Source organism: Paraburkholderia unamae (assembly GCF_003268775.1).
Classification (GTDB): domain Bacteria; phylum Pseudomonadota; class Gammaproteobacteria; order Burkholderiales; family Burkholderiaceae; genus Paraburkholderia; species Paraburkholderia unamae.
Genome location: NZ_QLSU01000043.1, coordinates 1 through 26,665, shown reverse-complemented (window position 1 = coordinate 26,665; position 26,665 = coordinate 1). Strand labels below are relative to the sequence as shown.

Sequence of the window (26,665 nt, the reverse complement as noted above, 5' to 3'; positions counted from 1 at the left end):
AGGCGCCCTTAAACAAGGAAACGAGGAAACGAGGAGATAGCATGAATCGCAAACGCATTGCGCTGGCCGTTGGCGCGCTCGCGGTCGTGGGGCTGGCGGTGGCGGGCGCCATCATGTACGAGCCGGCCATCGCGCCCGTCACGCCCCCGTCCCCCGACAGCTTCGACGCCCAGCTCAAGCAGGAAGGCGCGCGCGTGGTCGCCCTGGGCGACTGCGTGGTGTGTCATACCGCGAAGAACGGCAAGCCGTTCGCGGGCGGTCTGCCGCTCGCTACGCCGTTCGGCACGATCTATGCCACGAACATCACGCCGGACCCGCAAACGGGCATCGGCAACTGGTCGGAGGCGGCGTTCGCCCGCGCGTTGCGCCGCGGCATCGCGCGCGACGGGCATCAGCTCTATCCCGCCTTTCCGTACGTGCACTTCACGCACATGTCCCAACATGACGTTTCAGCGGCCTATGCCTACCTGATGAGCCGCGAGCCGGTGCAGGCCACCGCGCCCGCGAACGCGCTCGTCTTTCCGCTGAACTTCCGCCCGCTCGTGGCCTTCTGGAACGTGCTGTTCCTGCGCCCCGGCCCGCTCCCGCCGGACCCCGCGCAAGACGCGCAATGGAATCGCGGCAAGCTGCTGGTGGACGGGCTCGGCCACTGCGCGTCGTGTCACTCGCCGCTCAACGCCATTGGCGGCGAAAAGTCGGGGCAGGCGTTCGACGGCGGCATTGTGGACGGCTGGGAAGCGCCGCCGCTCAACGCCCTCTACGCCGCATCGAAGCCGTGGACGCGCGAGCAACTCGTCACCTATCTGCGCACGGGCCGCGCTTCCGAGCATGGCGCGGCCGCGGGCCCGATGCTGCCCGTCACGCGCGACCTCGCAACCGTGCCGCAGTCGGACGTCGAGGCGATCGCCACGTACCTCCTGTCGCTTCAAAAGGGCGAGGCGGCGCATACGACGCCAACGGCCGCCACGGCGATGAGCGCCGCGCATGAGACGACACCGGCCGAGCAACGTGGCGCGGTGCTGTTCAACGCATCCTGCGCGCAGTGCCACGGCAACGGCTCGCCCATGCAGACAATCGGCGAACGCCCCACGCTTGCCTTCAGCACGGCCATCAACGCCGACACGCCGCGCAACGCGATCCAGATGATCCTGAACGGCATCAACTGGCACGGCGAGGACGCCATGAACTACATGCCCGCATTCAGCGGCGTATACGACGACCGGCAAGTCGCCGATCTTCTCGCTTATGTGCGCGCAACGTGGTCCGCGAAACCCGCGTGGCCCGACGCCACCCCGCTTGTCGCCAAGCTCAGAAAGGAGGACAGTGCGCGATGATTACCCTGAATGTCAACGGCGCCCCGCACACGCTCGATATCGACCCGTCCACGCCGCTGTTGTATGCACTGCGAAATGATCTCAAGCTGCATGGCGCGAAGTTCGGCTGCGGCCTCGGTCAATGCGGCGCGTGCACGGTGATCGTCGATGGCGAGGCCACGTTTTCCTGCCTCGTACCGGTGAGCGCGATTGGCGCACGCCCCGTACGCACGCTCGAAGGACTCGGCAGCGCAGCGCATCCCGGCGCCTTGCAGAACGCATTCATCAAGCACCAGGCGGCGCAATGCGGCTACTGCATCGCGGGCATGATCATGCGCGCCCAGGCGCTGCTCGACAAGAACCCGCATCCGAGCGAGCAGGAACTGCGCGATCACATGGAGCCGAACCTCTGCCGCTGCGGCACGCACATGCGTATTCTCGCCGCCGTGCGCGAGGTCGCGGGCATGCCCCAGCCCGTGGTTCGATCCGTTGCGCAATCCGTCGCTCAACCCCACACCGAAACGAAGGCGCAACGATGAGCCACCAGGACGATTTCGTCGACGAAGGCCGCCGCCACTTCATGATTTCGGGCGCGCTGTTCGTCGCCTTCAGCATGGCGCCCGGCGCCAAGGCGTTCGCCCAGGAAGTGATCGCCGACGAAGGCGCGGCGGTGCATGTCTCGAAGGAGACCCAGGCGCTCGCGGGCAGCCTCAAGACCAACCCGATGCTCGACGCGTGGATCAAGATCACGCCCGAAGGCAAGGTCACCGTATTCACGGGCAAGGTCGAACTCGGCACGGGCGTGCGCACGGCCCTGCTCCAGGTCGCGGCGGAGGAGCTGAATATGGCGCCCGCGCTCATCACCTTCCTGACCGCCGACACCGGCGCGTCGCCCGACGAAGGCCTGACCGCGGGCAGCCACACCATCGCCGACAGCGGCACGGCGCTGCTCAACGCCGCCGCCCAGGTGCGCGGCCTTCTTGTGGACGCCGCCGCGAAGCACTTCAACGTGGACGGCGCGATGCTCGTCGCGAACAACGCCGTGATCCGCGCGCGCGACGGCCGCATGATGAGCTATGGCGAGGCCGTCGGGCTCGTCGACCTCCATCGCAGCGCCACGCCCACCTCGCCGCTCAAGGACCCGAAAACGTTTCGCGTGATCGGCACCTCACTGCCGCGCGTGGATATCCCCTCGAAAGTCACCGGGGGCGTGAGCTACGTTCAGGACATGGCGCTACCCGGCATGCTGCACGCGCGCGTGGTGATGCCGCCGGTCTACGACGCGCACCTCACGGCGTACGACGAGGCCACGGTCATGAAGATGCCCGGCGTGGTCAAGATCGTGCGCAACGGCAGCATGCTGGCCGTCGTGGCGAAAGGCGAATGGCAAGCGGTCAAGGCGCAACGCGTGCTCTCGGCAGGAAGCACCTGGACGAATGGCCGCGCGCTGCCCGATCCGCACACGGTGCATCGCGACCTGAAAGTCATCGCGACGGATCCCATCAAGATCGCGGATCACCACGCGCCCATGGCGCCCGCCGTCAAGACGCTCAGCGCGCAGTTCACGAAGCGCTACATGATGCACGGCTCGATTGGTCCGTCGTGCTCGGTCGCCCTGTTCGACGGCACGCAGATGACCGTCTGGACGCATTCGCAAGGCGTGTATCCGCTGCGCGACGCGCTCGCCGAAATGCTCTCGCTGCCCAAGGAGCAGGTGCGCTGCGCACACGTGGAAGGCTCGGGCTGCTACGGGCACAACGGGGCCGACGACGTGGCCGCCCATGCGGCGCTGATCGCGGCCGCCATGCCGGGCCATCCGGTTCGCGTGCAATGGATGCGCGAGCAGGAACATACCTGGGACCACTACACACCCGCCATGGTGACGGAGGTGAAAGCCGCCATCGACGCGAACGGCCGCATCGTCGACTGGAACTACGCGCTGTGGAGCAGCTCGCACAACGAGCGCATCGTCAACGCGGGGCGGCTGTTGCCCGCGCGCATGCTGGAAAAGCCATTCGTCTCCGCGCCTTCCACGCCGATGCTGCAACCCGAAGGCGGCGGCGACCGCAACGGCATTCCGCTCTACGTGTTGCCGAACATCTACGTGATGAACAACTTCTCGCCGACCATGCCGCTGCAAACCTCGGCCATGCGTTCGCTCGGCGCGCACATGAACGTGTTTTCCATCGAAAGCACGATGGACGACCTCGCCCATCTGGCCGGCGTCGATCCCGTCGAGTTCCGCTTGCGCCATCTCGACGACGAGCGCGCGAAGGATGTCATCAAGCTCGCCGCGAAACAGTTCGGCTGGCCGCGCGCGCCGCGCGCCCGCAATCATGGCGTGGGCTTCGGTTTCGCCAAGTACAAGAACCTCATGGGGTACGTGGCCGTGGCCGTCGAAGTCTCGATCGAGCCGGAAACGGGCCAGGTGACGCTCGAGCACGCGGAAGCGGCGGTCGATTGCGGGCAGATCGTCAATCCCGACGGCATCCGCAACCAGATCGAGGGCGGCATCATCCAGTCCGCGAGCTGGACGCTGCACGAGTCCCTGCAATTCGACACGCAGCGTATCCGCAGCTTCGACTGGGGCACGTACCCCATCCTGCGCTACTCGTCGGTGCCCAAACAGATCAACGTGCACTTGATCGACCGCCCCGGCGCTCCCTTCCTCGGCGCGGCCGAAGCGGCCATGGGACCGACCGCCGGCGCACTCGGCAACGCGCTGTTCGACGCGAGCGGCAAGCGCGTTCGCGACATGCCGCTGGCCGGTGACGCGCTGCGCAAGCTCATCGAGGTGTAAATGGCCATGGATACGCTACTGTCGATGCGCGTGTTCGCACGCATTGTCGAAACCGGCAGCTTCACCCGCGCCGCCGAACTCACGGGGCTGACCACGCCGCGCGTCTCCGCGCTCCTGCGGCAACTGGAGCAGCACCTGCGCTGCAAGCTGCTCAACCGCACCACGCGCCGCGTGTCGCCCACGGAAGACGGCAGCACCTACTATCAGCGCTGCGTGGCGGTCCTCGGCGAGATCGACGACATGGAGGCCTCGCTGTCGCGCGCGCGCGTCGCGCCCAAGGGCAAGCTGCGCGTCAACATGCCGACGGCCATGGCCAAGCGCATCGTGATTCCGGCGCTGCCCGAGTTCGTCGAGCGCTTTGCCGACATCTCGATCGACCTCGCGGTCACCGACCGCCAGGTGGACCTCGTGGGCGAAGGCGTGGATTGCGTCGTGCGGGTGGGCGAATTGCCGGACTCCGCCATGGTGGCGAGGCGCATCGGCAGCATGTCCACCTGCACCTGCGCGACGCCCGCCTACCTGGAGCGGCACGGCACGCCCGAGAGCGTGGACGACCTCACGCATCACAGCGCCGTTGCCTACGTGTCGGCGGACACCGGACGCCCGCGCCCCTGGGAGTACATGGTGGACGGCGAGCGGCGCACGGTGCCCATGCGCGGGGCGATCGCGGTGAGCGACGCCGACGCGCAGGTCGAATGCGCGCTCGCCGGTCTCGGCCTCGTCAAAACGTCGCTCTACCTCGTGGAACCCGCCATTCGCGCGGGCCAGTTGCGGGAGGTGCTGCCCGAGTGCAACACGCCGCCACGGCCGGTTTCCGTGGTGTATCCGCCCAATCGCCACATGCCGCCGAAGCTGAAAGTGTTCATCGAATGGCTCTCGGCGCTCTATGCGGACATTCCGGCCTTGCAGGGGCAGCGTCTTTCATGAGCGCGCTCGCGGGAACGGGCGGGCGCGGCATGGCGCCCGCTAGCCATCGGCGGGCAATCTTTGTATGATCCCCACGACGCAACCAGTGGTGATCCAGCATGCCGCGAAAGAAAACGGAGGAAGCCGCGACGCCGCAGGCGCAACCCGCCACGGCGCGCCGCCTCGCACCCGAAGTGCGCGAGCGGCAGATCCTGCTCAAGGCCATCGACCACTTCGCCACGCACGGCTTTTCGGGCAGCACGCGCGAGCTGGCGCGCCAGATCGGGGTCACGCAACCCCTGCTCTACCGCTATTTCCCCAGCAAGGAAGCGCTCATCGACCGCGTGTACGACGAGGTCTACCAGTGGGACTCGTCGTGGGAAAAGCTGATTCTCGACCGCACGATTCCCATTCAGGAACGCATGGTCACGTTTTATCACGGCTATTCCCGCATCATCCTGCGCCGCGAGTGGATCCGCATTTTCATCTTCGCGGGGCTGACCAAGGAAGGCATCAACTCGAAATACCTCGCGCGCCTGCGCGAGCGTGTGTTCGTTCCCGTGATGAACGAGATTCGCGAGGCGTACGACGTCGAACCCGCGAACAATGCGCAGCAACGCGCGGCCGATCTCGAACTGATCTGGAGCCTGCACGCCAGCATTTTCTATATCGGCGTGCGCAAATGGATTTACGGGCTGCCGGTTCCCGACGACCTCGAAGCCCAGATCGCCTTGCAGATCGACGCCTTCCTCAACGGCGTTCCGGCGGCGCTCAAGCATCTGCGGCCCGCGCCCGCGGCCAAAGCGCCCCGCGCAAAACAGGCGAAAGCGGCGTCCTGACGCGCTCGCTCGTCCTCGCGCTTCTTGCGGGGGACGAGCGCGCTGACGCGAACGTCGCGCATGTTGCACATGTTGCGCAATCCGCAACGCGGGATTGCGCTCGCCGCAGATTCCCGCCTCGCCGCGCCCTCCCTAAGCTACACGTTCCACTTCGCAAACAACCCGCGATTTCGCGCGCGCCCCGCGCGCGAAGCGCGCACTCATTACCCGGCGGGATCGTATGGACAGCGTGAACATGGAGGTCGTCAGAACGGCGGCCCGGTGGCTTGGCGAGCATCGCAAGGTGTTGCTCGTGACGGTCGTCAAGACGTGGGGCTCGTCGCCGCGCGCGCCGGGCTCGATGCTGGCGATCCGCGACGACGGGCTCGCGGCCGGTTCCGTCTCGGGCGGTTGTATCGAAGACGATCTGATCGCGCAGGTGCGCGCCTCGGGAATCGACGCGGGCCCGCCGCGCGTGCTGCGCTACGGCATCAGCGCCGACGAAGCCCATCGTTTCGGCCTGCCGTGCGGCGGCACCCTCGAACTCGTGCTCGAAACCCTGGGCGTTGCGAGCCAGATGCCGCAGCTCCTCGATGCGTTGCAGGCCGGGCGGCTCGTGACCCGCACGCTCGACCTCGCCACGGGGGCCGTGCGCATGGGCCCCGCGTTCGCGACCGAAGGGCTGCGCTTCGACGGCGAGCGCCTGCACACGGTGCTCGGCCCGCGCTACCGCCTGCTGGTCATCGGCGGCGGCCAGCTCTCGCAATATTTCGCGCGCATGGCCGTGGGACTCGACTACCACGTGACCGTATGCGACCCGCGCGAAGAATACGCCGATACATGGGAAGTGCCCGAAGTGAAGCTCGTGCGCGACATGCCCGACGACGTGGTGACGGCCATGCGCCTGGATGAACGCAGCGCGGTCGTTGCGCTCACACACGATCCCAAGCTCGACGACCTCGCGCTGATGGAGGCGCTCAGAACGCCCGCGTTCTATATCGGCGCGCTGGGCTCGCGGCGCAACAACGACGCACGACGCATCCGTCTGCGCGAGTTCGATCTCGATGACGAGCAGATCGCACGCATGAGCGGCCCCGCCGGCCTGCATATCGGCAGCCGCACGCCGCCCGAAATCGCGATATCGATCCTCGCGGAGCTGACCGCCGCGAAAAACGGCGTGTTCGTGCCCGCGCACATGCAGGTGCGCTACGGCAAGGCTGAGGCGGCGAATCAAAGCGCGAGCAGTTGCGGCATCTAGCCCATATTGCGCTGGACGCAACGTCGCTTTCCACTTTGCCGTGATTCTCAGCATGACGCTCGCCGCGTAAGGTTTCGTTACGGGATTCGCGAAAGCGCGAATCCCACCACGTCACACACTACGCAAAGGGATCGTCATGTCCAGCAAGCTTTTCTCCCCCGTCGATGTCGGCCCGGTTCGCCTGCCCAACCGCATTGCCGTTTCGCCCATGTGCCAGTACAGCGCCACGAACGGCGAGGCAAACGACTGGCACCTCATGAATCTCATGCAGCTCGGCATTTCGGACGCGGGACTGATCATGCTGGAGGCAACCGCCATCGAGCCGCGCGCGCGCATCACGCACGGCTGCCTCGGACTCTATGACGACGCAACGGAAGCGGCGCTCGCGCGCGTCATGGCATCGGCGCGCGCGGTCGCGCCGCAAGGCGCGCGGTGGGGCATCCAGCTTGGCCATGCGGGACGCAAGGCGTCGGCGCAACGGCCGTGGGAAGGCCGTGGCGCGCTTGGCGAGAACGAGCAACCGTGGACGACCGAAGCGCCCTCCGCCATCCCGTTCGCCGCCGACTGGCACACCCCGCGCGCCATGACGGCGAGCGACATTGCCCGGGTTCGCGAACACTTCGTCGAATCGGCCCGACGCGCCACGCGCCTGGGCTTCGACATCGTCGAGATCCACGCCGCCCACGGCTACCTGCTGCATCAGTTCCTCTCGCCGCTCGCGAACCAGCGCGACGACGAATACGGCGGCAGCCTCGAAAACCGCATGCGCTTCGCGCTCGAAGTCGCCGACGCGGTGGCCGCCGCGCTGCCCGAGCACGTTGCGCTCGGCTTTCGCATCACCGGCTCGGACTGGCTGCCGGGCGGCATCACGGTGGAAGAAGCGGCGACGCTCGCCACGGCCCTGAAGGCGCGCGGCGTGAGCTACGTGTGCGTGACATCGGGCGGCGTGGCGCATGCCTCGATCAAGGTCACGCCGGGCTACCAGGTGCCGCTCGCCGAGCACGTGAAGGCCGCGAGCGGCATCGTCACGCGAACCGTCGGCATGATCGTCGATCCGCACCAGGCCGAAGCCATCATCGCTGAAGGCCAGGCCGATATCGTCGCCATTGGCCGCGCTTTTCTGGACGATCCGCGCTGGGTGTGGCACGCCGCCGAACGACTCGATGCGCTCGACGCGATTCAATACCCGCCGCAGTACGAACGCGCGGGCGCGCCCCACTGGCGCGGCGCGGCCCTGCTGCGCCCCCATGAAGCCCTGAGCCTCGCCTGATTCGAGCGATATGTCCCCTGGAGCGCCCGCCCGCTCCAGGGTAAACACCCGCGCCTTTGCGCTTGGTATTCAGGCGCGTTCTTCCCTACAATTTATCAACCGATCAGTTATCGATCGATAAATTACGAGGAGCATCTCATGCCGATTTCCCGGCTCGCCCACTACTCGATCCGCACGACCGATCTCGAACGTTCGTGCCAGTTCTACGAACGCGTGCTCGGCTTCAAGCGCGGCTACCGCCCGCCCTTCGACTTTCCCGGCGCATGGCTTTACCGGGGCGGCGACGAAGCCGACTACGGCATCGTCCACATCATCGGCGTGGACGCGGACAACCCCGACGGACTGACTGCGTACCTGGGCGACAAGGCCCTGGTGGAAAGCGGCACGGGAACTGTCGATCACATCGCCTTTCTCGCAACCGGCGTGCAGGCGATGTGGCAAACGCTGCGCGCCGAAGGGCTCGAATGGCGTGACCGCACGGTGCCGAGCCTCGGCCTGCACCAGATCTTCGTGGAAGACCCCTCGGGCGTCACCATCGAACTGAACTTCCCCGCCGCTGAAGTCGAACACGGCGAGGAAAAAGCGTTATCAGCACTGAACGAAGCAGGCGATCTGGCAAAGGCAGGGAACTGAGATGAACGGCAAGACTACGAAGGGCACCGCGATCGTGGTGGGCGGCTCGCTTGGCGGCCTGTTCGCCGCCAACCTGCTCGCGCGCGACGGCTGGACGGTGAAGATTTTCGAACGCGTGCCGGAAGCGCTCTCTGGGCGCGGCGCAGGCATCGTCACGCATCCGGAGCTGTTTGCGGCGCTGAGCGCGGCGGACATCCGCTTTGACGACACGATCGGCGTGAGCGTCGACAAACGCGCCACATTCGCTCAGGATGGCGAACTGATCTCCGATTGCGACATGCCCCAGGTGCTTACCGCATGGGGCAAGATGTACAGCGTGTTGCGCGGCTCGATCGACGACACTCACTATCACCCCGGCATGTCGGTTGTGCGCGTGGACGAAAACGCCGAGCGCGCCACCGTCACACTGGCCGACGGCACGACGCACACGGCCGATCTCGTGATCGCGGCGGACGGGCTGCGTTCGGCAATCCGCGAGCAGTTCTTGCCGCGCGTGGCCTTGCAGTACGCGGGCTATGTCGCATGGCGCGGTCTTGTCGATGAAGCGGCCATCTCCGCGCCCACGCACGCGGCCCTCTTCGACAAGTTCGCGTTCTGCCTGCCCCCGCGCGAACAGATTCTTGGCTACCCGGTGGCCGGCCACGCCAACAGCACGCGGCCCGGCGAGCGGCGCTACAACTTCGTCTGGTACCGCGCGACCGACGAGCAGGCGGCGCTGCGCGACATGCTCACCGACGCGTCGGGCAAGCGCTGGGAAGGCGGCATCCCGCCCACGCTGATTCGCGACGACGTGCTGGCCGACATGGAAGACGCCGCGCATGCGCTGCTCGCGCCGCAGTTCGCGGAGATCGTGACGAAGGCCGCGCAGCCGCTTTTCCAGCCTATTTTCGACCTCGAAGTGCCGCGCATGGCCTTTGGCCGCATCGCACTGCTCGGCGACGCCGCGTTCGTCGCGCGCCCGCACTGCGGCATGGGCGTGACCAAGGCCGCGGGCGACGCGATGGAACTCGTGAAGGCATTGCGCGAAGGCGCCGACGTGCGCGGCGCGCTCGAAGCCTATAGCGCCGTTCGCACCAAGTTCGGCGCCGCCATTGTTCAGCATGCACGCCACCTTGGCGCGTACATGCAGGCGCAACTCAAGGACGAGTCGGAGCGCGAGATGGCCGAACGTTACCGCACGCCCGAAGCGGTGATGCGCGAGACGGCCGTTCCCTGGGCGGCTTGACGACGCAAGCGCGGCGCGCCACAGCGATGCATGCCCCACGCGACGCCGCGCGATTCAAACACGACGCAAACGGAGACAACGTGGAACACACTCTTTCCTCTCACGGCGCATACGGGCACGAAGAGGCGGCCCTGCCCGCCGATCCCCCGCAGACACTGGTCGGCAACCCCCGCTTCACCGCGCTCGTGAAAACGCGCCGCACCTTCTCGTGGGGGCTCACTGCGTTGATGCTCAGCGCTTATTTCGCGTTCATCCTGTCGCTTGCCTTCAACGCGAAATGGCTTGGCATGCCCATCACGCAAGGCGAGCCGATGACCTGGGGGTTCCCGGTCGGCTTCGGCATGTTCGTATTCACGTTCGCGCTCGTGGCCATCTACGTCGCACGCGCCAACAGCGTACACGACGCGATGGTCGAAGCCTGCGCCAAAGGGGAAAAGTCATGAAACGCCTGGCACTCCTCGCCTGTTTTGCGCTGGCGATCCTGCCCGTAGCGGCGCAAGCCGCGCCGGCTTCGTCCATCGCACAAGGCCACAATACGCTCGCCATCGGCATGTTCCTCGTGTTCGTCGCCTCCACGCTCTTCATCACCAAATGGGCTGCGCGCAAGAATAACAGCGTATCCGACCACTACGCGGCGGGCGGCAAGATCACCGCGCTCCAGAACGGTTGGGCGATTGCGGGCGACTACATGTCGGCCGCCTCGCTGCTCGGCATCTCCGCGCTGGTATTTACGAGCGGCTACGACGGCTTGATCTACTCGATCGGCTTTCTCGCAAGCTGGCCGATCATTCTGTTCCTCATCGCGGAGCCGCTGCGCAATCTCGGCAAGTACACACTCGCGGACGTCGTGTCCTGGCGTCTCGCGCAGCGCCCGATCCGTGCGTTCGCGGCGTCGAGCTCCATCGTCATCGTGCTGCTTTATCTCGTCTCGCAGATGGTGGGCGCGGGCAAGCTGATCGAACTGCTGTTCGGCCTGCACTACAGCGTGGCCGTGGTGATGGTCGGCGTGCTGATGGTCGTTTATGTGTTCTTCGGCGGCATGCTCGCCACCACGTGGATCCAGATCATCAAGGCGGTGCTGTTGCTCGCGGGCGCGGCGTTCATGGCGTTCATGGTGCTCGCGCGCTTTGACTTCAGCCTCAATGCGCTCTTTGCGCAGGCCGTCGCCGTGCATCCGGCGCACGACGCGATCATGCGGCCGGGCGGTCTCGTCTCCGATCCGGTTTCGGCAGTTTCGCTAGGCCTCGCGCTCATATTCGGCACCGCCGGTTTGCCGCATATCCTGATGCGCTTTTTCACGGTCCGCGACGTCAAGGCCGCGCGCAAGAGCATTCTCTACGCAACGGGCATCGTCGGCATCGGCTACGCCCTCATCATCGTGATCGGCTTCGGCACGATCGCGCTCGTGGCAACGCAGCCGAGCTATCACACCCCTTCGGGCGCGGTGATCGGCGGTGTCAATATGGTCGCGATCCATCTCGCGCACGCGGTGGGCGGCAACGTCTTTCTCGGCTTTATCTGCGCCGTTGCGTTCTCGACCATTCTTGCCGTCGTGGCGGGTCTCACGCTCGCCGGATCTTCCGCGATCTCGCACGATCTGTACGCGAACGTGCTGCGCCGTGGCAACGCTTCCGAGCGCGACGAAATGCGCGTCTCGCGCATCACCACCCTCGTTCTGGGCGTACTCGCCATTCTGCTCGGGCTCGCTTTCGAAAAGCAGAATATCGCGTTCATCGTCAGCCTGACGTTTTCGATTGCCGCAAGCTCGAATTTCCCGGTGCTGCTGCTGTCGATTTACTGGCGAGGCATGACCACGCGCGGCGCCGTGGCGGGCGGCACGATTGGACTCGCCGTCGCCGTCGCGTTGACCATACTCAGCCCGACGGTATGGGTGCAGGTGCTCGGCCACGCTCATGCGGCTTATCCGTACGAGTATCCCGCGCTCTTTTCGATGATCTGCGCATTCGCGGGCACGTGGTTTTTCTCGGTCACCGACCGCTCGGCGCGCGCGCAACGCGAGCGCATGCTGTTCGATTCGCAAACCGTCAGATGTGAAATGGGCGCCACGCATGGTGCGTAAGCCTCTCAAGACACACTCAACACAAAAGCAGAAGGAGACAACGTATGGATTGCACGTGCTGTATTTCCCCGACACGCCGCCGCTTGCTCGGCGCACTGGGCGCGGTTGCCGGGGGAGCCGCACTCGGCGTGAGCGGCAAACCCGCGCAGGCCGCACAAGCGACACAAGCGACACGACCGGCGGTTGCACCCACCTCGCAGCGTTCGATCGACGTTCACGCGCACTACTACCCCGAATCGTACTGCGACCTCGTGGGTAAGGAAGGCTCGAACTACGGCGGCAGTTTCGTGTGCGACGGCCACTCGTTCACCTTCAAGACGCCGGCGGGCGGCCTTGGCCCGTTGCCGATGAAGTTCATCGACGTCGACCAGCGCCTGCGGGACATGGACGCGAGCGGCGTGGACGTTCAGGCGCTTTCCCTGAGCGTGCCCATGGCGTACTGGGGCGACCGCGCGTTCAATGCGCGATTGGCGAAGACGTGGAACGCGGCCGCATCGGACGTCTATCGCGCCCACCCCACACGATTCGTCGTACTGGCGACGCTGCCGATGCTGGACGCGCACGACGCGCTCGACGAACTCGATCGCGCAGCGGCGTTGCCGGGCGTGCGCGGTGTGTATATGGGCACGAATATCGACAATCGAGATCTCGACGATCCGCGTTTCGATCCGATTTTCGCCCGCATCGCGCAGATGGGGCTGCCGGTCTTTCTGCATCCACAGCAAACCGTGGGCGGTAGCCGCCTCGCCGACTACTATCTGAGCAATCTGCTCGGCAATCCTTTCGACACCGCCATTGCCGCGTCGCATCTGATTCTCGGCGGCGTGATGGACCGCTATCCCACGCTGGAAATCACGCTGCCGCACGCGGGCGGCGCCTTGCCGATCCTGCTGGGGCGCATCGATGCCGGGTGGAATGTGCGGCCCGAAACGCGCAAGCTCGCCCAGCAGCCCAGCAGCTACGCGCGCCGCTTCAGCTACGACTCGGTTTCGCATTCCGGGCCCGTGCTGGAGTTTCTCATCAAGAACGTCGGCGTGGATCGACTCGTGCTTGGCAGCGACTACTGCTTCGACATGGGTTACGAACAACCCGTGCGCTTTCTCGACCGCGTGCCGCTCGACAACGCCGAACGCAACATGATCGTGGGCCGCAACGCCGCGCGACTGCTGCGCATCTAGCCGCCCCTCCCGCCTCGACACGCGAGCGTCCCGCCACCGCGCGGGGCGTCGCGCGTCCGCCTCCCTTCCTTGAGCCGGCGTGGTTCGTTCGGTTCGGCCTGCGCTCGCGCGTTTTTCCGCGCGGCGTATTCCATTTATCCATTTCACCAGTCGCCGGTTGCACCCACGAATCTCGCGCCGAATCTCGCAACCCGAGCATGCCCGTCTTCGCGCCCGTGCATTGCAGAAAACGCAACGCGGCGTTCGCACCATCCCCCGTTTATCGCGCTTTTTGTCGGCCCTATTCTTGAGCCCGTCGATGCAGCGGCATCGGCGCTTGAACGATAACCCCGGTTTATTTCACGCGTGCGTCGGCACGACACCATCGGCCTCGATCCGCTCGGCGGCCGGAAATAATCCAGACACAGGAAATGTATGCGCAAGCTTGACGAATTTTACAGAGGCTGGCCTCAATTGATCGCTTGCACGGCCGGCCTCGGTGTCGGGGTGATCGGCTTGGGGTCTTATAACCTTGGCCTGTTTGCCAAAGACCTGGAACACGCCTTCGGCCTCACGAAAACACAGTATGGCGCGGGCTATCTGGCGTTCACGCTTGGCCTCGCCCTGGGATTGCAGTTCTGGGGGCGCATGCTGTCGCGCTTCGGCGCGGCGCGCACCGTCGCCGCCAGCGCCCTGGCGCTCGCGCTGTGCTTTCTCGCGATTGCAGCTGGCGCGCGCTCCCCGGTCACCTATATCGGATTGATCGGACTCCTTGGTTTCGTCGGCGGCGGCACGAGCGGCCTGCCTTATACGCGCGTCGTCAGCAGCTGGTTCGATCGCGGCCGCGGGCTTGCGCTCGGCCTCACGCAGGTCGGCCTGGGCCTGTGCGGCGCGGCGTTCCCGTTGTTGATCGCCGCCGTGATTCACCAGCAAGGCTGGCATGTCGGCTACATGGCGTTGGCCGCGCTGGCCGCGACCGGCGTGCCCATCGCGCTGCTGGTGCTGCGTGATCGTCGCGCAGAAACAACGGCGTCCGAAGCGCCGCCACAGCGCGCCGGGAAACCCGGCCCCGTCGACATGCAAGCGCTCGAGCGCGAGTTCTCCGAGGCCAAACGCAGCCGCGCATTCTGGCTGATGTTCGTCGCCTTCACGCTCTCCACCCTCGTGGTTTCCGGCAACGCCCAGCACATGGCGCCGTTGCTCACGGAGTCCGGCGCCGCGCCGGGTACGGCCGCCAAATACATCAGCCTGGTCGGCATCGGCACGATCTGCGTGCGACTGATCTGCGGGTGGCTCTCCGACTACGTTCAGGCGTCCTGGCTCATGGTCTTTTCGTGTCTGGTCGGCGCGGCCGGTCTACTCGCGATCCACTTCGGCGGCATTCGCTACGCGGCCTTCTACGCGTTCTCCGTGGGCTGGACGTTCGGCGGCGAAATCGATCTCGTCTCGTACATGTGCACGCGCTATTTCGGCCTGCGCGTGTTTCCCCGCGTCTACGCGTGGCAATACGGCTCGCTTTGCATCGTCGCCGGCATCGGTCCGTTTTCCATCGGTTGGCTCGCCGACCAGTTCGGCAGCTACCAGCCCGGCCTCATGCTCAGCGCGGTGCTCGCCATCGCCGCCTCGGCCGTGTTCGCCATGATGCCTCGATACGGACAGAACGAAGCTTCAACGGAAAACGCGAATTCGTCACCGAATTCGCCACAAATCGAGCCATCGCTTCATAACCAGTAAGCCTGGCCCGAATTCAACGCAGCAAAGCAAGGCAGCAACGGCTCGCCCTCTCATCACACCACAACAAGGAATGCACTCACGATGATTCACTTCGATCATATTTGCCTCGCCGCGCAAAACGTGTACGAAGCCACATTTCGACTGAGCCAGGAAACCGGCATCGGCAATTACGACGGCGGATTTTTCCCGCTCTATGGCATCGGGCATCGCGTCGTGCCGCTCGCCGAAGATATTTACATCGAGGTCGAAAGCATTGTCGATCATACGATCCTCAAGCGCGGGCAGCCGCTCGCGGAGTTCTTCGCGCGGCAAACGCAAGCGGGCGACTGTTTCGTTGGCTGGTGTTTGCGCGCCGACACGCTCGATGAACTGGAGGCCTTCGCGCGTCATCACAATACCGTGGTCGATCCGAACACCACGGGCAAGGAGGCCGGCCGCCAGATGATGAACGGCAACCGCAGCTCTGCCTTGCAGACGCCGAGCGCGCTGACCGCCTGGCCCATGGGCAAGCCGAACCTGTACTTCAAGATGACGAACGGTCCGCATCCGGCCACGCTGCCGGTCGTGCCGGGCTCGGGATCGGTGCGCGGCGAAGGCCTCAACTGGATTGAAATCGGCGAGGACGAAGACGCGCTCGCGCGCTGGCTTGGCGATATCGCGCGCCCCGCCGACTTTCCGTTTGAAATTCGCTACAACAAGCAGCACTCCGGCCTCTACGCCGTGGGTGTCCAGACCGACGCAGGCGAAAAGGTGATTCGCCGCGCTGCTGTCAGTCCCGTCGCTTCCTGATCTCCCGTTTTCGCTACGCGTTATAGCGGCGTCCGCGCACTCGCGTGCGGACGCGGGAATCGTCACGTCCATTGAACGCGCTTTGGTCCGCGGAATGACCGGAATCCAGAATGAAACTAAAAACACACGCACTCGCACTGATTTGTCTGGCCGGCGCGCATGCCGGCGCAGCCAACGCACAAAGCACCGTGACCCTGTACGGTCTCATTTCCGTGGGCATTGCGTGGTCGCCCAATCAATCCGGCCATCACACCTGGCAAGCGCTGAGCGGACAGAATCAAAGCCCGCGCTGGGGCCTGCGCGGCACCGAGGACCTGGGCGGCGGCAATAGCGCGGTATTTACGCTGGAAAATGGCTTTAATCCCTACAACGGCAGCGCGAGCCAGAGCGGCCGCCTGTTCGGACGCCAGGCCTATGTGGGTCTTTCCAGCCAGCGATGGGGCACGCTCACGGCCGGCCGTCAATATGACGCCGTGGTCGATTACCTTGGGCCGAACACGGCGTGGAGCTGGCTAGGCAGCGTTGGCGACAGCGACAACACGTTCAACAATATTCGAATCCAGAATTCGCTCAAGTACGTGACGCCGAACATCAAGGGCTTCAAGGCGACCGCGCTTTACGGATTCAGCAACGCGCCCGGCGGATTCTCGAACAATCGCGCATTCAGTTTCGGCGCGAGTTACGACTTTGGCGGTTTGAACTGGAACGTCGCCTACGCGCAATACGACTCGCCGTATAGCTCGACGAATCAGCCGGGCGCGGTCGATAACGATTACTCGGCGAGCTATCTGATCTTTACGCACAGCGCGGCGGACCCGAAGGCCTACGCGAGCCGCCAGAAGATCTTCGGCACCGGTGGTTTCTATACGGCAGGGTCGGCCATATTCGGCGCGATGTACAGCAACGTCAATTACGACTATCTCGACGCCACGCACCTCACGCTCAACAACTTCAACGTCAGCGCGCGCTATTACGTGCGACCGTGGTTGCTGCTCGGTGCCGCCTATGTGTTCACGCGCGGCGTCTACGATCACCCGCGCGAAATTCCCATGTGGCACGAACTGAACCTTGCCGTCGTGTATTCGCTGTCCAAACGCACGGATCTTTCGATGCTCACGTTCATGCAGCGAGCCGCGGGCGATGCTCACCACGCAACCATACTCGGCTACGGATCGGCCAGCGGCAATCGCCAGCTCGTCGTCACGCTGGGGATCAAGCACAAGTTCTAAAGGGACGAGAAAGGGACGAGAAAGGGGCAAAAGAAAAGGGACGCAAGAAAAGCCCCGCAGGCGCGCGCGTTTTCGCGCGCGCCTCTTTTCGTCCAGACACCGGGTTGACTTAAAATCGAACGGGCCCACAGGCCAATCGGGAACCGAAATGGACAAGTTGTTAGCCCTGCGTACCTTGCTGAAAGTCGCGGATTGCGGGGGATTCACGGCGGCGGCACAGGAGCTCGGCAAAACGACGTCTTCAATCGCGCGCATCATGGACGGCCTGGAGGCATCGCTCGGCACGCCCCTGCTCACGAGAACATCGCGCAACGTCTCGCTCACCGACGCGGGATGCGCGTATGTCGAACAGGTGCGCCAGGTGCTGTCCGACCTGAACGATGCCGATAGCAGCGTGATCGATCGCGGCACCGAACTCACGGGGCATTTGCGTGTTTCGGTCTCCGCCACCTATGGGCGCCTTCACCTCGCCACGCGCATTCCCGAGTTTCTTCAGGCTTATCCCAGGATCACCGTCGACCTGGTGGTGTCGGACATCCACCTCGATCTCGTGAACGACCGCCTCGATGTGGCCCTGCGCGTCGGCGTGCCCGACCTCGACGACCGCCTCATCGTCAAGACGCTAGGCAAAAGCGAACGCTTTCTCGTGGCAAGCCCGGCGTGGCTGGAGCGGCATGGACGCCCCGCAACGCCAACGGACCTGGCGCGCGCCGAATGCCTGCAATTCGCCTATAAGCCGGGTCGACGGCAACGCTGGAATTTCCGCTCGGGCGACGCGATCGAGCCCGTTATCGTGACCGGTCAACTCGTGACCAATAACCTCGACATGATCGCGGGCGCCGCGATTGGCGGCCAGGGCGTGGCCTTGCTGCCCAAATGGCTCGTCGCGCCCGACGTCGCGGCCGGACGCCTCGTGAGGCTGTTCGAGGACCGGGAAATCACGGCCGACGCGGGCGAAGCTTTCGTCTACGCGACCTACCTTCCCAACCGGCGCCTGTCGCGCAAAGTTCGCGCATTCATTCGATTTGTCGAGAGCATCTCCATTTAAAACGTAACACGCAACACATTGCAATGAAGCGCGTTTACACTTGTGCACTCAATTCCCCCGCCCATTTGGCCACGCGCCATTCAGCCTTAAAGAAGGGAGGCAGAACGTGTACGTTTTAGGTCGAGTTTCGGTCTCCCTCGGGAGGCGCCAGGTGTATCTCGACGGAGAGCCGTTGGCGCTGGGCGCACGGGCGTTCGACATTCTCGAGTTGCTCATTCGTGCCGAGGGCGCCCTCGTGACCAAAGACGAAATCTTGCGGCTCGTCTGGCCCACGACCTTCGTTGTCGAAAATAATATTCAGGTCCACATTTCGGCGCTGCGCAAGCTGCTTGGCGAAGGATGGATTCGCACCGTCTCCGGGCGAGGCTATCAGCTTGTGCGCCCCACGGCGCAGCCATCGGGCGCTGCGAGCACGGTTGCGGCAGCGGCTGTGCTCGACCAGGGCAGCGAAGTCCGCCAGCGCGCGTGGGCGCTCGCCGGCCGCGAAGATCAGGCACGCCGCCTATACGAACGGCTTCATCATGAATCGTTCGTCACGCTAACCGGGCCCGGCGGCGTGGGCAAAACGCGGCTTGCTTTCACCGTGGCGAAAGCGTGGGCCGAGGACAATCGCGCCGCTTTTTGCCACGCCGATTTCGCCGACCATATCGATCGCTATTCCTGTTATGCAGAGCGTCTGCCCATGCTGTTGCAGGAGCTTCGCGACGGCAGCGCCGCGATTGCGGAAATCACGAGCGAGATTGGCGACCGGCGCATCGTGCTCATGCTCGACAATTGCGAGCGTGAAGTCGAAACCGTCGCCGCACTCTGCGAGTCCATTCTCGCCGCGAACCGCAATGCGGTGCTGGTCGCGACCAGCCGTGAGCCGCTGCGCGCAAAGGGCGAACACCTTTACGCGGTCCCGCCGCTTTCACTGCCCCATGAAGGTGCAGACGAAGGGGCCATTCTCGCCAGCGGTGCAGTGACGATGTTCTTCGATCGCGCGAGAGCCACGGGAACCGAATTTCCGCAAAACCCGCAAACGCTCGCCGCAATCGCCGACGTTTGCCGGCGCCTGAGCGGCTTGCCGCTCGCGCTCGAACTCGCGGTTGCGCGCGCCGCGTTGCTGGGCGCACAGGCGCTCGCGCAGGAGCTACAGGGTGGCGCGTTGGGTCTCGCAGGCGGGTCGCGAACCGCGCATCCTCGCCAGCGCACCCTGCGCGCGTCGATCGAGTGGAGCTATCTGCGGCTTGGCGAAGCCGAACGCGCGGTGCTGCATCGTCTGGCCGCTTTCGAAGGCCCATTCGACCTGGCAAGCGCGTGCGAAGTCGCCGCGGTCGACGGCATTCAGCGCGACACGGCTCTGGAATGCGTGCACGGACTCGCCGCGAAATCGCTGCTGAATTCGCATGCGGAAGGGGCGAATCGGCTCTACTCGCTCTTTCCCGTCGTGCGAACCTATGCGGCCGAGCGGTCGGCCGAGTCCGGCGAGCGTGTCCCGGTTGCGCCGCAGAGCCCGTTTTCGCGCGCCCTTGCAGCCGATCACGCCAACCTTCGGCCACTGCGCGACTCAAGCAGCAAGCTTTACTCGCATTAAAAGCGGGCTTGCCGGATTCCAGAATAACCTGTCCCACATTTTGGCACGCGGACGATTTTCCTAAACCCTGCGCTAACGATTGAGTCGCCTTGCTCAATCATTACGACCGCGCCTGAATTCGCTAAAAATTCTTAAGTGTTATGAACGCGGGCGGCAAACGCTGGAGTTGCCGGCGTCCGTCCCGCATACTTCCGCTTACGCGCGAGGAATAGGTCATTGTGGTATTCCTTGAATACTGCTCCACGAGGTTCTTGCAACGGCACATCCACGGCCGGCGAGCGCGAAGCCAACAGGCTGCCCATACAGGAAACGCGTGCGCAGTCGCTTCGTGAAGAAGGCATTAGCGAAGTCATGGTGAAAATCCATCGAAATCGGGCAGGCGAGAAACAAGGCGCAGCCGGCCGCGCCCTGTTCGCCAATCTCTTATCGATCGTTCAGGAACTCGACATACGCATGGCCGTAACATGACCACGCACGCAAAGCCCTCCGGCTCGGTTGCCGCACAGATTGGGAATGGCGCGGCAGCGGACGCCGCTTTCCCGGGCGTGCCATTCGACATCGCATGGTTCGAGCGCTGCGAGAAACGCGAACTCGACCATGCCGACGGCGTGACGACCAGCCTGCTCGGCGAGACCGGTGACGGCAGGTATTGGCTCGCGCGCCATGCGCCGAACACGTCGGCAATCGGCTCCGAGCGCCTGAAGCGCGAACTCGCCGTAGGCGCGCGAATTCGCCTGCCCTGGGGCCTGCCACCGGTGGCGACCCTCTGGGGTGGCGAGCGCATCGTTGTCGTGTACGAGGCATGCGCGAGCAGCACGCTCGCTTCGTCTCTGGACCCTCGGCAACTCAGCCTCGAAGCGTTTCTCGCCGTGGCCGCGGGCGCCGCGCGCGCACTAGGCGAAGCGCACTCAGCGGGCCTTTGCCACGGCGATCTGAAGCTGTCCAGCATCGTGATCGATAAAGGCCGAGCCGGCGTGGAAGCGGACGTTGCCACCCGCGCGATCAGCCTGACCGGTTTCGATCCCGCGCCGCCGCAAGCCTACCGGGAGCGCTTGAGCGCACAGCCCTATCTGGCTCCGGAAGTCGCGCTCAACGACGCCCCTGCCGATCACAAAAGCGCGGACCTCTATGCGCTGGGCGTGGCGCTCTACACCCTGCTGACCGGCGAACTGCCCATCGACGCGCAAAGCGCGGCGGGCTGGTATCACGCGCGCCTGGCAATCGAACCCGTTCATCCGCGCCGCCGCCGCGCGGACGTGCCCGAGCCGCTCTCCGAAGTCCTGCTCAGGCTGCTCGCGAAAGACCCGCGCGAACGCTACGCCACGGCCGCCGCAGCCTATGCGGACTTGCAACGCATCTGCGACTCGCTTTGCGCGTCTGGCGGCGAGGCCCCCTATGCCGTGGATGCCGGGGCCTCGTCTCATCTCCTCAGCATGTCGAGCCGGTTGTTTGGCCGGGCAACCGAGAAAGCCCTGCTCGACGATGCCCTTGCGCGCGTGGCCGCAACCGGCAAGACCGAGATCGTGCTGATTTCCGGCAGCGGCGGCTGCGGCAAGTCGGCGCTCGCCGAATCGCTTTTCAACGACGTGCAGCGGCGCGGCTCCCGATTCGCGTCCGGCAAGTCAGACAAGCTTCGCACCAATATTCCTTACGCGCCGATCGTCCAGATCGTGCGCGCGTTGACGCAGGCGCTGCTAGGCGAGGACGACAACCTGCTCGCGTCCGTTCGTGAGCGCTGGACCCAACGCCTGGAAGGGCAAGGCCGAGCGATCGCCGAACTCGTACCGGAAGTCGAACACATCATCGGCGCCGGCGCGCCGCTTGCCGACGTGGCCGCGCCGCTCGCCCAGGCGCGTCTCGTGCGCGCCCTGCTGCACACGTTCGCGGCGCTCGCGCAGCCGGGCGCGCTGCTCGTCCTCTTCTTCGACGACGTCCAGTGGGCCGACCCCGCGAGCCTCGCGTTCCTGAGGGCATTCTCTGCGGAACCGCCGTCGAACGTGCTGCTCCTTTGCGCGCACCGCGAATTCTCCGTCGACCGACCGGGCCAGCTCCAGTGGCGGCGCGAGCTCGACGCATGCAAGACGATGCGCGTGACGCCAGTGCGCCTGCACGCGCTTTCGGTGCGTGACCTCGCCGCGCTGATCGGCGCGACGCTCAGCGAAGCGGCCGAGCGCGTCGAGCCTTTGGCGCGCGCCGTTCACGCGAAAACGGCCGGCAATCCGTTCTTCTCGCGCCAGCTCCTGCGCATGCTGATCGACGACGAAGTGCTGAGCTACAGCATCAAAGCCGCAGCCTGGATGTGGGACGAAGCGAGCATCGCGCAGCGCCTTTACTCCGACAACGTGATCGACCTGCTGATTCGCCGCTTCGATCGATTTCCGCAGGAAAGCACGAAACTGGTCGAGTGGCTCGCCTGCGTCGGGATGCGCTGTGACGTGGCGTTGCTCGCGCAAATCAGCGGCATGACGCCGGACGAGGTTCATGAGCGTCTTCGTCCGTTCGTCGACGCGAATCTGCTGGCGGCCCAACCCGACGCCTATGCGTTTTTGCACGATCGCGTGCTCGAATCCGCTTACGCGCGCATCGAAGCGCAAACGAAGCCGCATTATCACGCACGTATCGCCTCCGTGATGATCGACTACTGGTGTGCGCGTCTTCCCGAGTATGCGTTCGATATTGCCAGTCAGATCGAGCGTGCGCCCAAAGAGGCGCTCAATTCCGAAACGCGGGTGGCCTATGTGCGCGTACTGATTCTGGCGGGCAAGCGAGCGCGTAACGCCGCTGCGCTCGACCAGGCGACGGAGTACGCCGACGCGGCCCTCGGCATGGTGGATGACCAGTGGTGGTCGAACCACTACGGCCTGACTTACGGAGCCCAACTGCTGCACTGCGAGTGTTTGCTGGCGCAGGCCAGACTCACGGACGCCCAACAACGCATTGACGCGTTGCTCGCCCACCCGCTCGCGATTCTCGACCGCGCCGACGTGCACCGGCTCAAGGCCGTCTTGCAGACCGTGCAATCCGATTACGAAGGCGCCTTGTCCACCGCACTGACCGGGCTTTCGCTGCTTGGCGTGCATCTGCACCGCTCGCCCACCGCCGAGCAGATGCGCGCCGCGTGCGAGTCGGTGCAGATCGCGCTGCGGGGCCGCGCGATTGCGAGCGTGCGCCATCTCCCGCGCAGCGAGGACCGGGGCAATCAGGTGGTCATGGGCCTGCTCGCGACGCTCACGTCCTCGTTCTTCGTGACCGACGGACTCGGCATCCTGCATCTCGCCAAGATGGTCGAACTCACGCTCGAACATGGCGTGACGCCGGAGTCGCCGTATGGCCTCGCGTGGTTCGGCGTCCTGTTCGCGGGCATGTACGAAGCCGCCGACGAAGGGCTCGCCTACGGGCAGGCGGCGCTGGCGCTGGTCGATCAGCACGGTTTCGAAGCGCAGCGCGTGGCCACGCTCGTGGCCATCGATCAGGTCAGCGTATGGACACGCCCGCTCTCCTTCGCCCTGGAGCACGTGCGGCAGGCGCGCGTGCTCGGACGCGCCTCGGGCGACATCGGCATGGCCTGTTACGCGTGCAATCACATCGTTTCCGACCTGATTGCCATGGGCGAGAATTTATCGCTCGTCGACGAAGAGGTCGAACGGGGGCTCGAGCTCACAGCGATCATCCAGTACCGCGATATCGAAGCGGTCCTGCTGGCGCAACGCGATTTCGTCCACCAGTTGCAGCGGGGAAACAACAGCACGGATCGCCCTGAGCAGACCGGCGCGGCGGTTTCGCAAATCGCCCGCTTCTTCCTGTACTTCTACGACGGCCTCGCGAAGGTATTCGCCGGGGATTATTCCGCCGCGCGCACTCGCCTCGACAATGCGAGCGCGCTTGCCTGGACCGTGCCCGCGCATATCAACGTGGCCGATTGCCACTTGTACGGCGCGATCGCGATTTCCCGCGGCCAATACACCTCGCACGACAGCGCGCTTTTCGAGCTTCGCACGCAACGCGGCCAGTTCGCGCGCTGGGCCAATCAGAACGGTGCGACGTTTCGCAACAAGCTCCTCCTGATCGACGCCGAAATCGCGCGGCTCCAGGGCGATGCCTTCGGCGCGCTGGTGGCTTACGAGCAGTCCGCGCAAGCCGCTGAAGCAGCGGGATTCATGCACGAACAGGCGCTCGCGCACGAATTCGCAGGCGAGCTTTGCATGACGCACGCGCTGGAGTCCTCCGCGCGCCATCACTTGCGTCAGGCGGCGATCTGCTATCGACGCTGGGGCGCGGCGTTTGCCGAGGAGCGTATTCACGAGCGCCACCCGCAACTGGCGTCCCAGGCAGCCGACGAAGCGAGCCCGCGCAATGCAGCGCGCCAGCAGCCCTTTGTCGATCTGGGCGTCGAAGCCGCGAAGGCGATCTCGGGCGAAGCTGTGACCGATCGTCTGGTCGAAAAGCTGCTCACGGGCATCACCATGTACGCCGGGGCGCAATACGGCCTGTTGCTGCTCATGCACGACGACGGGCCGAAAATCGAAGCGTCGGCGCGCGTGGAATCGAATCACGTGGTCGTCACGCTAAGCGGCGTGGCACCCGACGATGACGCATTGCCGCTGGCCGTGCTCAACAGCGTCGTGCGCACGCGCAAGACGCTGGTGTTCGCGGAAGCGAGCATCGAATCGCCATCGCTGCGCGCGCGGACTTCCGCCGGGCGCATGCAACGCTCGGTGCTCTGCATGCCGCTCCTGCGTGGCGGCTCGCTCGTTGGCGTCGTCTATCTGGAGAACAATCTCGCGCCGGGCGTCTTTGACCCGAACCGCGTCGCGGACCTCGAAGTGCTCGCGCCGCAGGTGGCGGTTTCGCTCGAAACCGCGCGACTCTACGAGAAGCTCGTCGAGGAAAGCGAGCACCGCCTGAATGCGGAAGTCAGCCTGCGCTCCGCGCGCGACGAACTCGCCCGCACCTCGCATCTCACGGTGATGGGCAACGTGGCGGCCTCCATCGCCCACGAGGTGAATCAACCGCTTTCCGCGATCACCACGTCGGTCGACGCCAGCCTGCGCTGGTTGCAGCGCGCCACGCCCAATCTCGAGGAAGTCGCGGCGGGCCTCGCCCACATCAAGCGAACGAGCCTGCGCGCGGTCGAAATCATTCGCGCCTTGCGCGCACTCGCCAAGCAGGCACCCGCTGTTCTCGCGCCGCTACGCATGGACGACGTCGTGCGCGACGTGCTGGACCTGCTCCACCCCGAAGCCGAGGCTCAGCAAATCAGCGTCGCCACCCAACTGGAGGCACGCGACGCGATCGTTCAGGCGGATCGCATCCAGCTACAGCAGGTGGTGCTCAATCTGTTTACCAATGCCGTGGAGGCGATGAGCGAAACGGCGCTTGAAACGCGCACGCTCGCGATCGCCACGCGAGTCAGTGAAGGCAAAGTCGTGATGTCCGTGCGCGATCGCGGCACGGGCATTCCGGCCGACGTGCTGGAGCGGATTTTCGATCCACTCTATACGACGAAGTCTTCGGGCATGGGCATGGGGCTGGCGATCTGCCGCTCCATCGTCGAGAGCCACCACGGCACGCTCGATGCGTTCAACGTGCAGGACGGCGCGGAGTTTGTCATGACGCTGCCCGTCGCCTGACGCGACATCATGCCCCAGCGCCCGCAGCATTAACATTCAAGACATTCTCGGTGACGCGCGTTAGCCTCTTGCCTATCCAGGCGTCCCACGCCATCCGGGTTGAATCGTGAAATCAGCGACATTCTCAGACCACGAACTAGCCAGCGAAGTCTTCACGGTATATGTCGTCGAAGACGACATCATCATGAACGAGGCCATCTGCCTGCTCGCACGCTCCGTTGGCGTCGACGCACAGGGCTTTCTGAACGTGCAGGACTTCCTCACATGCAAGCGCAGCGCGGGGCCGAGCTGCCTCGTACTCGACATCCGGCTCAGGGGCAGCAGCGGCCTGGCGCTGCAAGACCTGCTCAAGTCGGAGCACGACCCCATTCCGGTGATTTTCGTCACCGGTCATGCGGATATTCCCATGAGCGTGCGGGCGATGAAAGCGGGCGCCATCGACTTCCTCACAAAGCCGTTTCGCGATCAGGATCTGCTCGACGCCATTGCGATCTCGCTGGAACGCGACGCCGCGAGGTTGATTCAGGAGCGGCAGGATAACGACGTGCACGTGCGCTTCGAAGCGATGGTCGAGCGCGAGCGCGAAGTGATGGCCGCCGCCGCGGCCGGAAAACTGAGCAAGCAGATCGCGGATGAGCTTGGCATTAGCGAAGTCACCGTGCGGGTGTACCGCAGCAGCGCGATGCGCAAGATGCGCGCCAATTCATTCGCAGAGCTTGTCCTTCTCGCGCATCGACTGGGGATCGTGGTGAAGGACGACCGGAACAGCCTGAATTGAGCACGCGCCACGGCGGTCGGAGGCGCGTGCGTATTAGATGATTAGATGATTAGATAATCTGCGGAAACAGCGCGACTGCCGCCTTCACCGCGCGCTTGCGACGACGGCGCAGCGTCAGCGGCGCGCGCGGAATATCAAGCCACGTGCGCGCCGCAAGCCGCACCGCGCGATCGAACGATTCATCTTCCACGGTGCAGCGCCCGTCGATGGTGATCTGCCAGCCGTCGCGCGTGCGTGTGGTGCTTACACGCTCGTCTTCCATCAGGTCGGCGTACCAGCGCCACACGCGCGCGTCGTCGAGATTCGCACGCACGGCGGCACGCAACCGCGCGAGTTCCAGTTCATGCAGATGCGTGCTCATCACGTTCCCCTTGTCGATACCTTTCATCACCAGCCGAACTTCGCTTCCACGCCGACATAA

General features: G+C 64.9%; 21 protein-coding genes. 20 read left to right on the top strand and 1 reads right to left on the bottom strand.

Features of this window, described 5'->3' with window-relative positions; translation table 11 throughout:
* Nucleotides 1-41: 41 nt before the first annotated feature.
* From C7401_RS40295 to C7401_RS40205, 20 genes are all read left to right on the top strand, one after another.
* Nucleotides 42-1,334: a c-type cytochrome gene (locus C7401_RS40295; protein WP_112177634.1), complete on the top strand. Its 1,293-nt coding sequence runs from the start codon at nt 42-44 to the stop codon at nt 1,332-1,334.
* The gene (locus C7401_RS40290; RefSeq protein WP_112177633.1) at nt 1,331-1,852 is read left to right on the top strand and encodes a (2Fe-2S)-binding protein; all 522 of its coding nucleotides are present in this window, start codon (nt 1,331-1,333) and stop codon (nt 1,850-1,852) included. The genes C7401_RS40295 and C7401_RS40290 overlap by 4 nt, the downstream gene beginning before the upstream one ends.
* Nucleotides 1,849-4,113 carry a xanthine dehydrogenase family protein molybdopterin-binding subunit gene (locus C7401_RS40285; protein ID WP_112177632.1) on the top strand — a complete coding sequence of 755 codons (2,265 nt, stop codon included), beginning with the start codon at nt 1,849-1,851 and terminating at the stop codon, nt 4,111-4,113. Before C7401_RS40290 ends, C7401_RS40285 begins: the two co-directional genes overlap by 4 nt.
* 6 nt (nt 4,114-4,119) lie before the next feature.
* On the top strand, nt 4,120-5,040 hold the full coding sequence (locus C7401_RS40280; RefSeq protein ID WP_112177674.1) for a LysR family transcriptional regulator: 921 nt from the start codon (nt 4,120-4,122) through the stop codon (nt 5,038-5,040).
* A gap of 98 nt (nt 5,041-5,138) precedes the next feature.
* On the top strand, nt 5,139-5,858 hold the full coding sequence (locus tag C7401_RS40275; protein WP_112177631.1) for a TetR/AcrR family transcriptional regulator: 720 nt from the start codon (nt 5,139-5,141) through the stop codon (nt 5,856-5,858).
* 220 nt (nt 5,859-6,078) lie between these two features.
* Entirely contained in the window at nt 6,079-7,095 is a 1,017-nt protein-coding gene (locus tag C7401_RS40270) for an XdhC family protein (RefSeq protein WP_112177630.1), read from the top strand.
* A 136-nt stretch (nt 7,096-7,231) separates the two neighbouring features.
* Nucleotides 7,232-8,365 (top strand): NADH:flavin oxidoreductase/NADH oxidase, encoded by a 1,134-nt coding sequence (locus tag C7401_RS40265; RefSeq protein ID WP_112177629.1) that lies wholly within the window; start codon nt 7,232-7,234, stop codon nt 8,363-8,365.
* A gap of 138 nt (nt 8,366-8,503) precedes the next feature.
* The gene (locus tag C7401_RS40260) at nt 8,504-8,998 is read left to right on the top strand and encodes a VOC family protein (RefSeq protein ID WP_112177628.1); all 495 of its coding nucleotides are present in this window, start codon (nt 8,504-8,506) and stop codon (nt 8,996-8,998) included.
* Between the two features lies 1 nt (nt 8,999).
* Entirely contained in the window at nt 9,000-10,223 is a 1,224-nt protein-coding gene (locus tag C7401_RS40255) for an FAD binding domain-containing protein (protein ID WP_112177627.1), read from the top strand.
* A gap of 80 nt (nt 10,224-10,303) precedes the next feature.
* Nucleotides 10,304-10,666, top strand: coding sequence for a DUF485 domain-containing protein (locus C7401_RS40250; RefSeq protein ID WP_309252022.1), 363 nt, complete (start codon nt 10,304-10,306; stop codon nt 10,664-10,666).
* Complete coding sequence (locus C7401_RS40245) at nt 10,663-12,303, top strand: cation acetate symporter (protein ID WP_112177626.1); 1,641 nt, start codon at nt 10,663-10,665, stop codon at nt 12,301-12,303. Before C7401_RS40250 ends, C7401_RS40245 begins: the two co-directional genes overlap by 4 nt.
* Before the next feature lie 44 nt (nt 12,304-12,347).
* The gene (locus C7401_RS40240; RefSeq protein WP_112177625.1) at nt 12,348-13,481 is read left to right on the top strand and encodes an amidohydrolase family protein; all 1,134 of its coding nucleotides are present in this window, start codon (nt 12,348-12,350) and stop codon (nt 13,479-13,481) included.
* Nucleotides 13,482-13,895: 414 nt separating this feature from the next.
* On the top strand, nt 13,896-15,194 hold the full coding sequence (locus C7401_RS40235; protein WP_112177624.1) for an MFS transporter: 1,299 nt from the start codon (nt 13,896-13,898) through the stop codon (nt 15,192-15,194).
* Between the two features lie 81 nt (nt 15,195-15,275).
* On the top strand, nt 15,276-15,983 hold the full coding sequence (locus tag C7401_RS40230; protein WP_112177623.1) for a VOC family protein: 708 nt from the start codon (nt 15,276-15,278) through the stop codon (nt 15,981-15,983).
* A gap of 110 nt (nt 15,984-16,093) precedes the next feature.
* On the top strand, nt 16,094-17,212 hold the full coding sequence (locus tag C7401_RS40225) for a porin (RefSeq protein ID WP_112177622.1): 1,119 nt from the start codon (nt 16,094-16,096) through the stop codon (nt 17,210-17,212).
* Between the two features lie 148 nt (nt 17,213-17,360).
* Nucleotides 17,361-18,260 carry a LysR family transcriptional regulator gene (locus C7401_RS40220; RefSeq protein WP_112177621.1) on the top strand — a complete coding sequence of 300 codons (900 nt, stop codon included), beginning with the start codon at nt 17,361-17,363 and terminating at the stop codon, nt 18,258-18,260.
* Between the two features lie 151 nt (nt 18,261-18,411).
* Entirely contained in the window at nt 18,412-19,836 is a 1,425-nt protein-coding gene (locus tag C7401_RS40215; protein ID WP_181565815.1) for an ATP-binding protein, read from the top strand.
* 216 nt (nt 19,837-20,052) lie between these two features.
* The gene (locus C7401_RS44685) at nt 20,053-20,304 is read left to right on the top strand and encodes a hypothetical protein (RefSeq protein WP_146758076.1); all 252 of its coding nucleotides are present in this window, start codon (nt 20,053-20,055) and stop codon (nt 20,302-20,304) included.
* Complete coding sequence (locus C7401_RS40210) at nt 20,301-25,466, top strand: trifunctional serine/threonine-protein kinase/ATP-binding protein/sensor histidine kinase (protein WP_112177619.1); 5,166 nt, start codon at nt 20,301-20,303, stop codon at nt 25,464-25,466. The genes C7401_RS44685 and C7401_RS40210 overlap by 4 nt, the downstream gene beginning before the upstream one ends.
* 106 nt (nt 25,467-25,572) lie before the next feature.
* Nucleotides 25,573-26,244 (top strand): response regulator transcription factor, encoded by a 672-nt coding sequence (locus C7401_RS40205; RefSeq protein WP_258397416.1) that lies wholly within the window; start codon nt 25,573-25,575, stop codon nt 26,242-26,244.
* Nucleotides 26,245-26,293: 49 nt separating this feature from the next.
* Here C7401_RS40205 and C7401_RS40200 read toward each other — a convergent pair whose 3' ends face one another.
* Complete coding sequence (locus C7401_RS40200; RefSeq protein ID WP_112177671.1) at nt 26,294-26,605, bottom strand: hypothetical protein; 312 nt, start codon at nt 26,603-26,605, stop codon at nt 26,294-26,296.
* Nucleotides 26,606-26,665 lie beyond the last annotated feature (60 nt).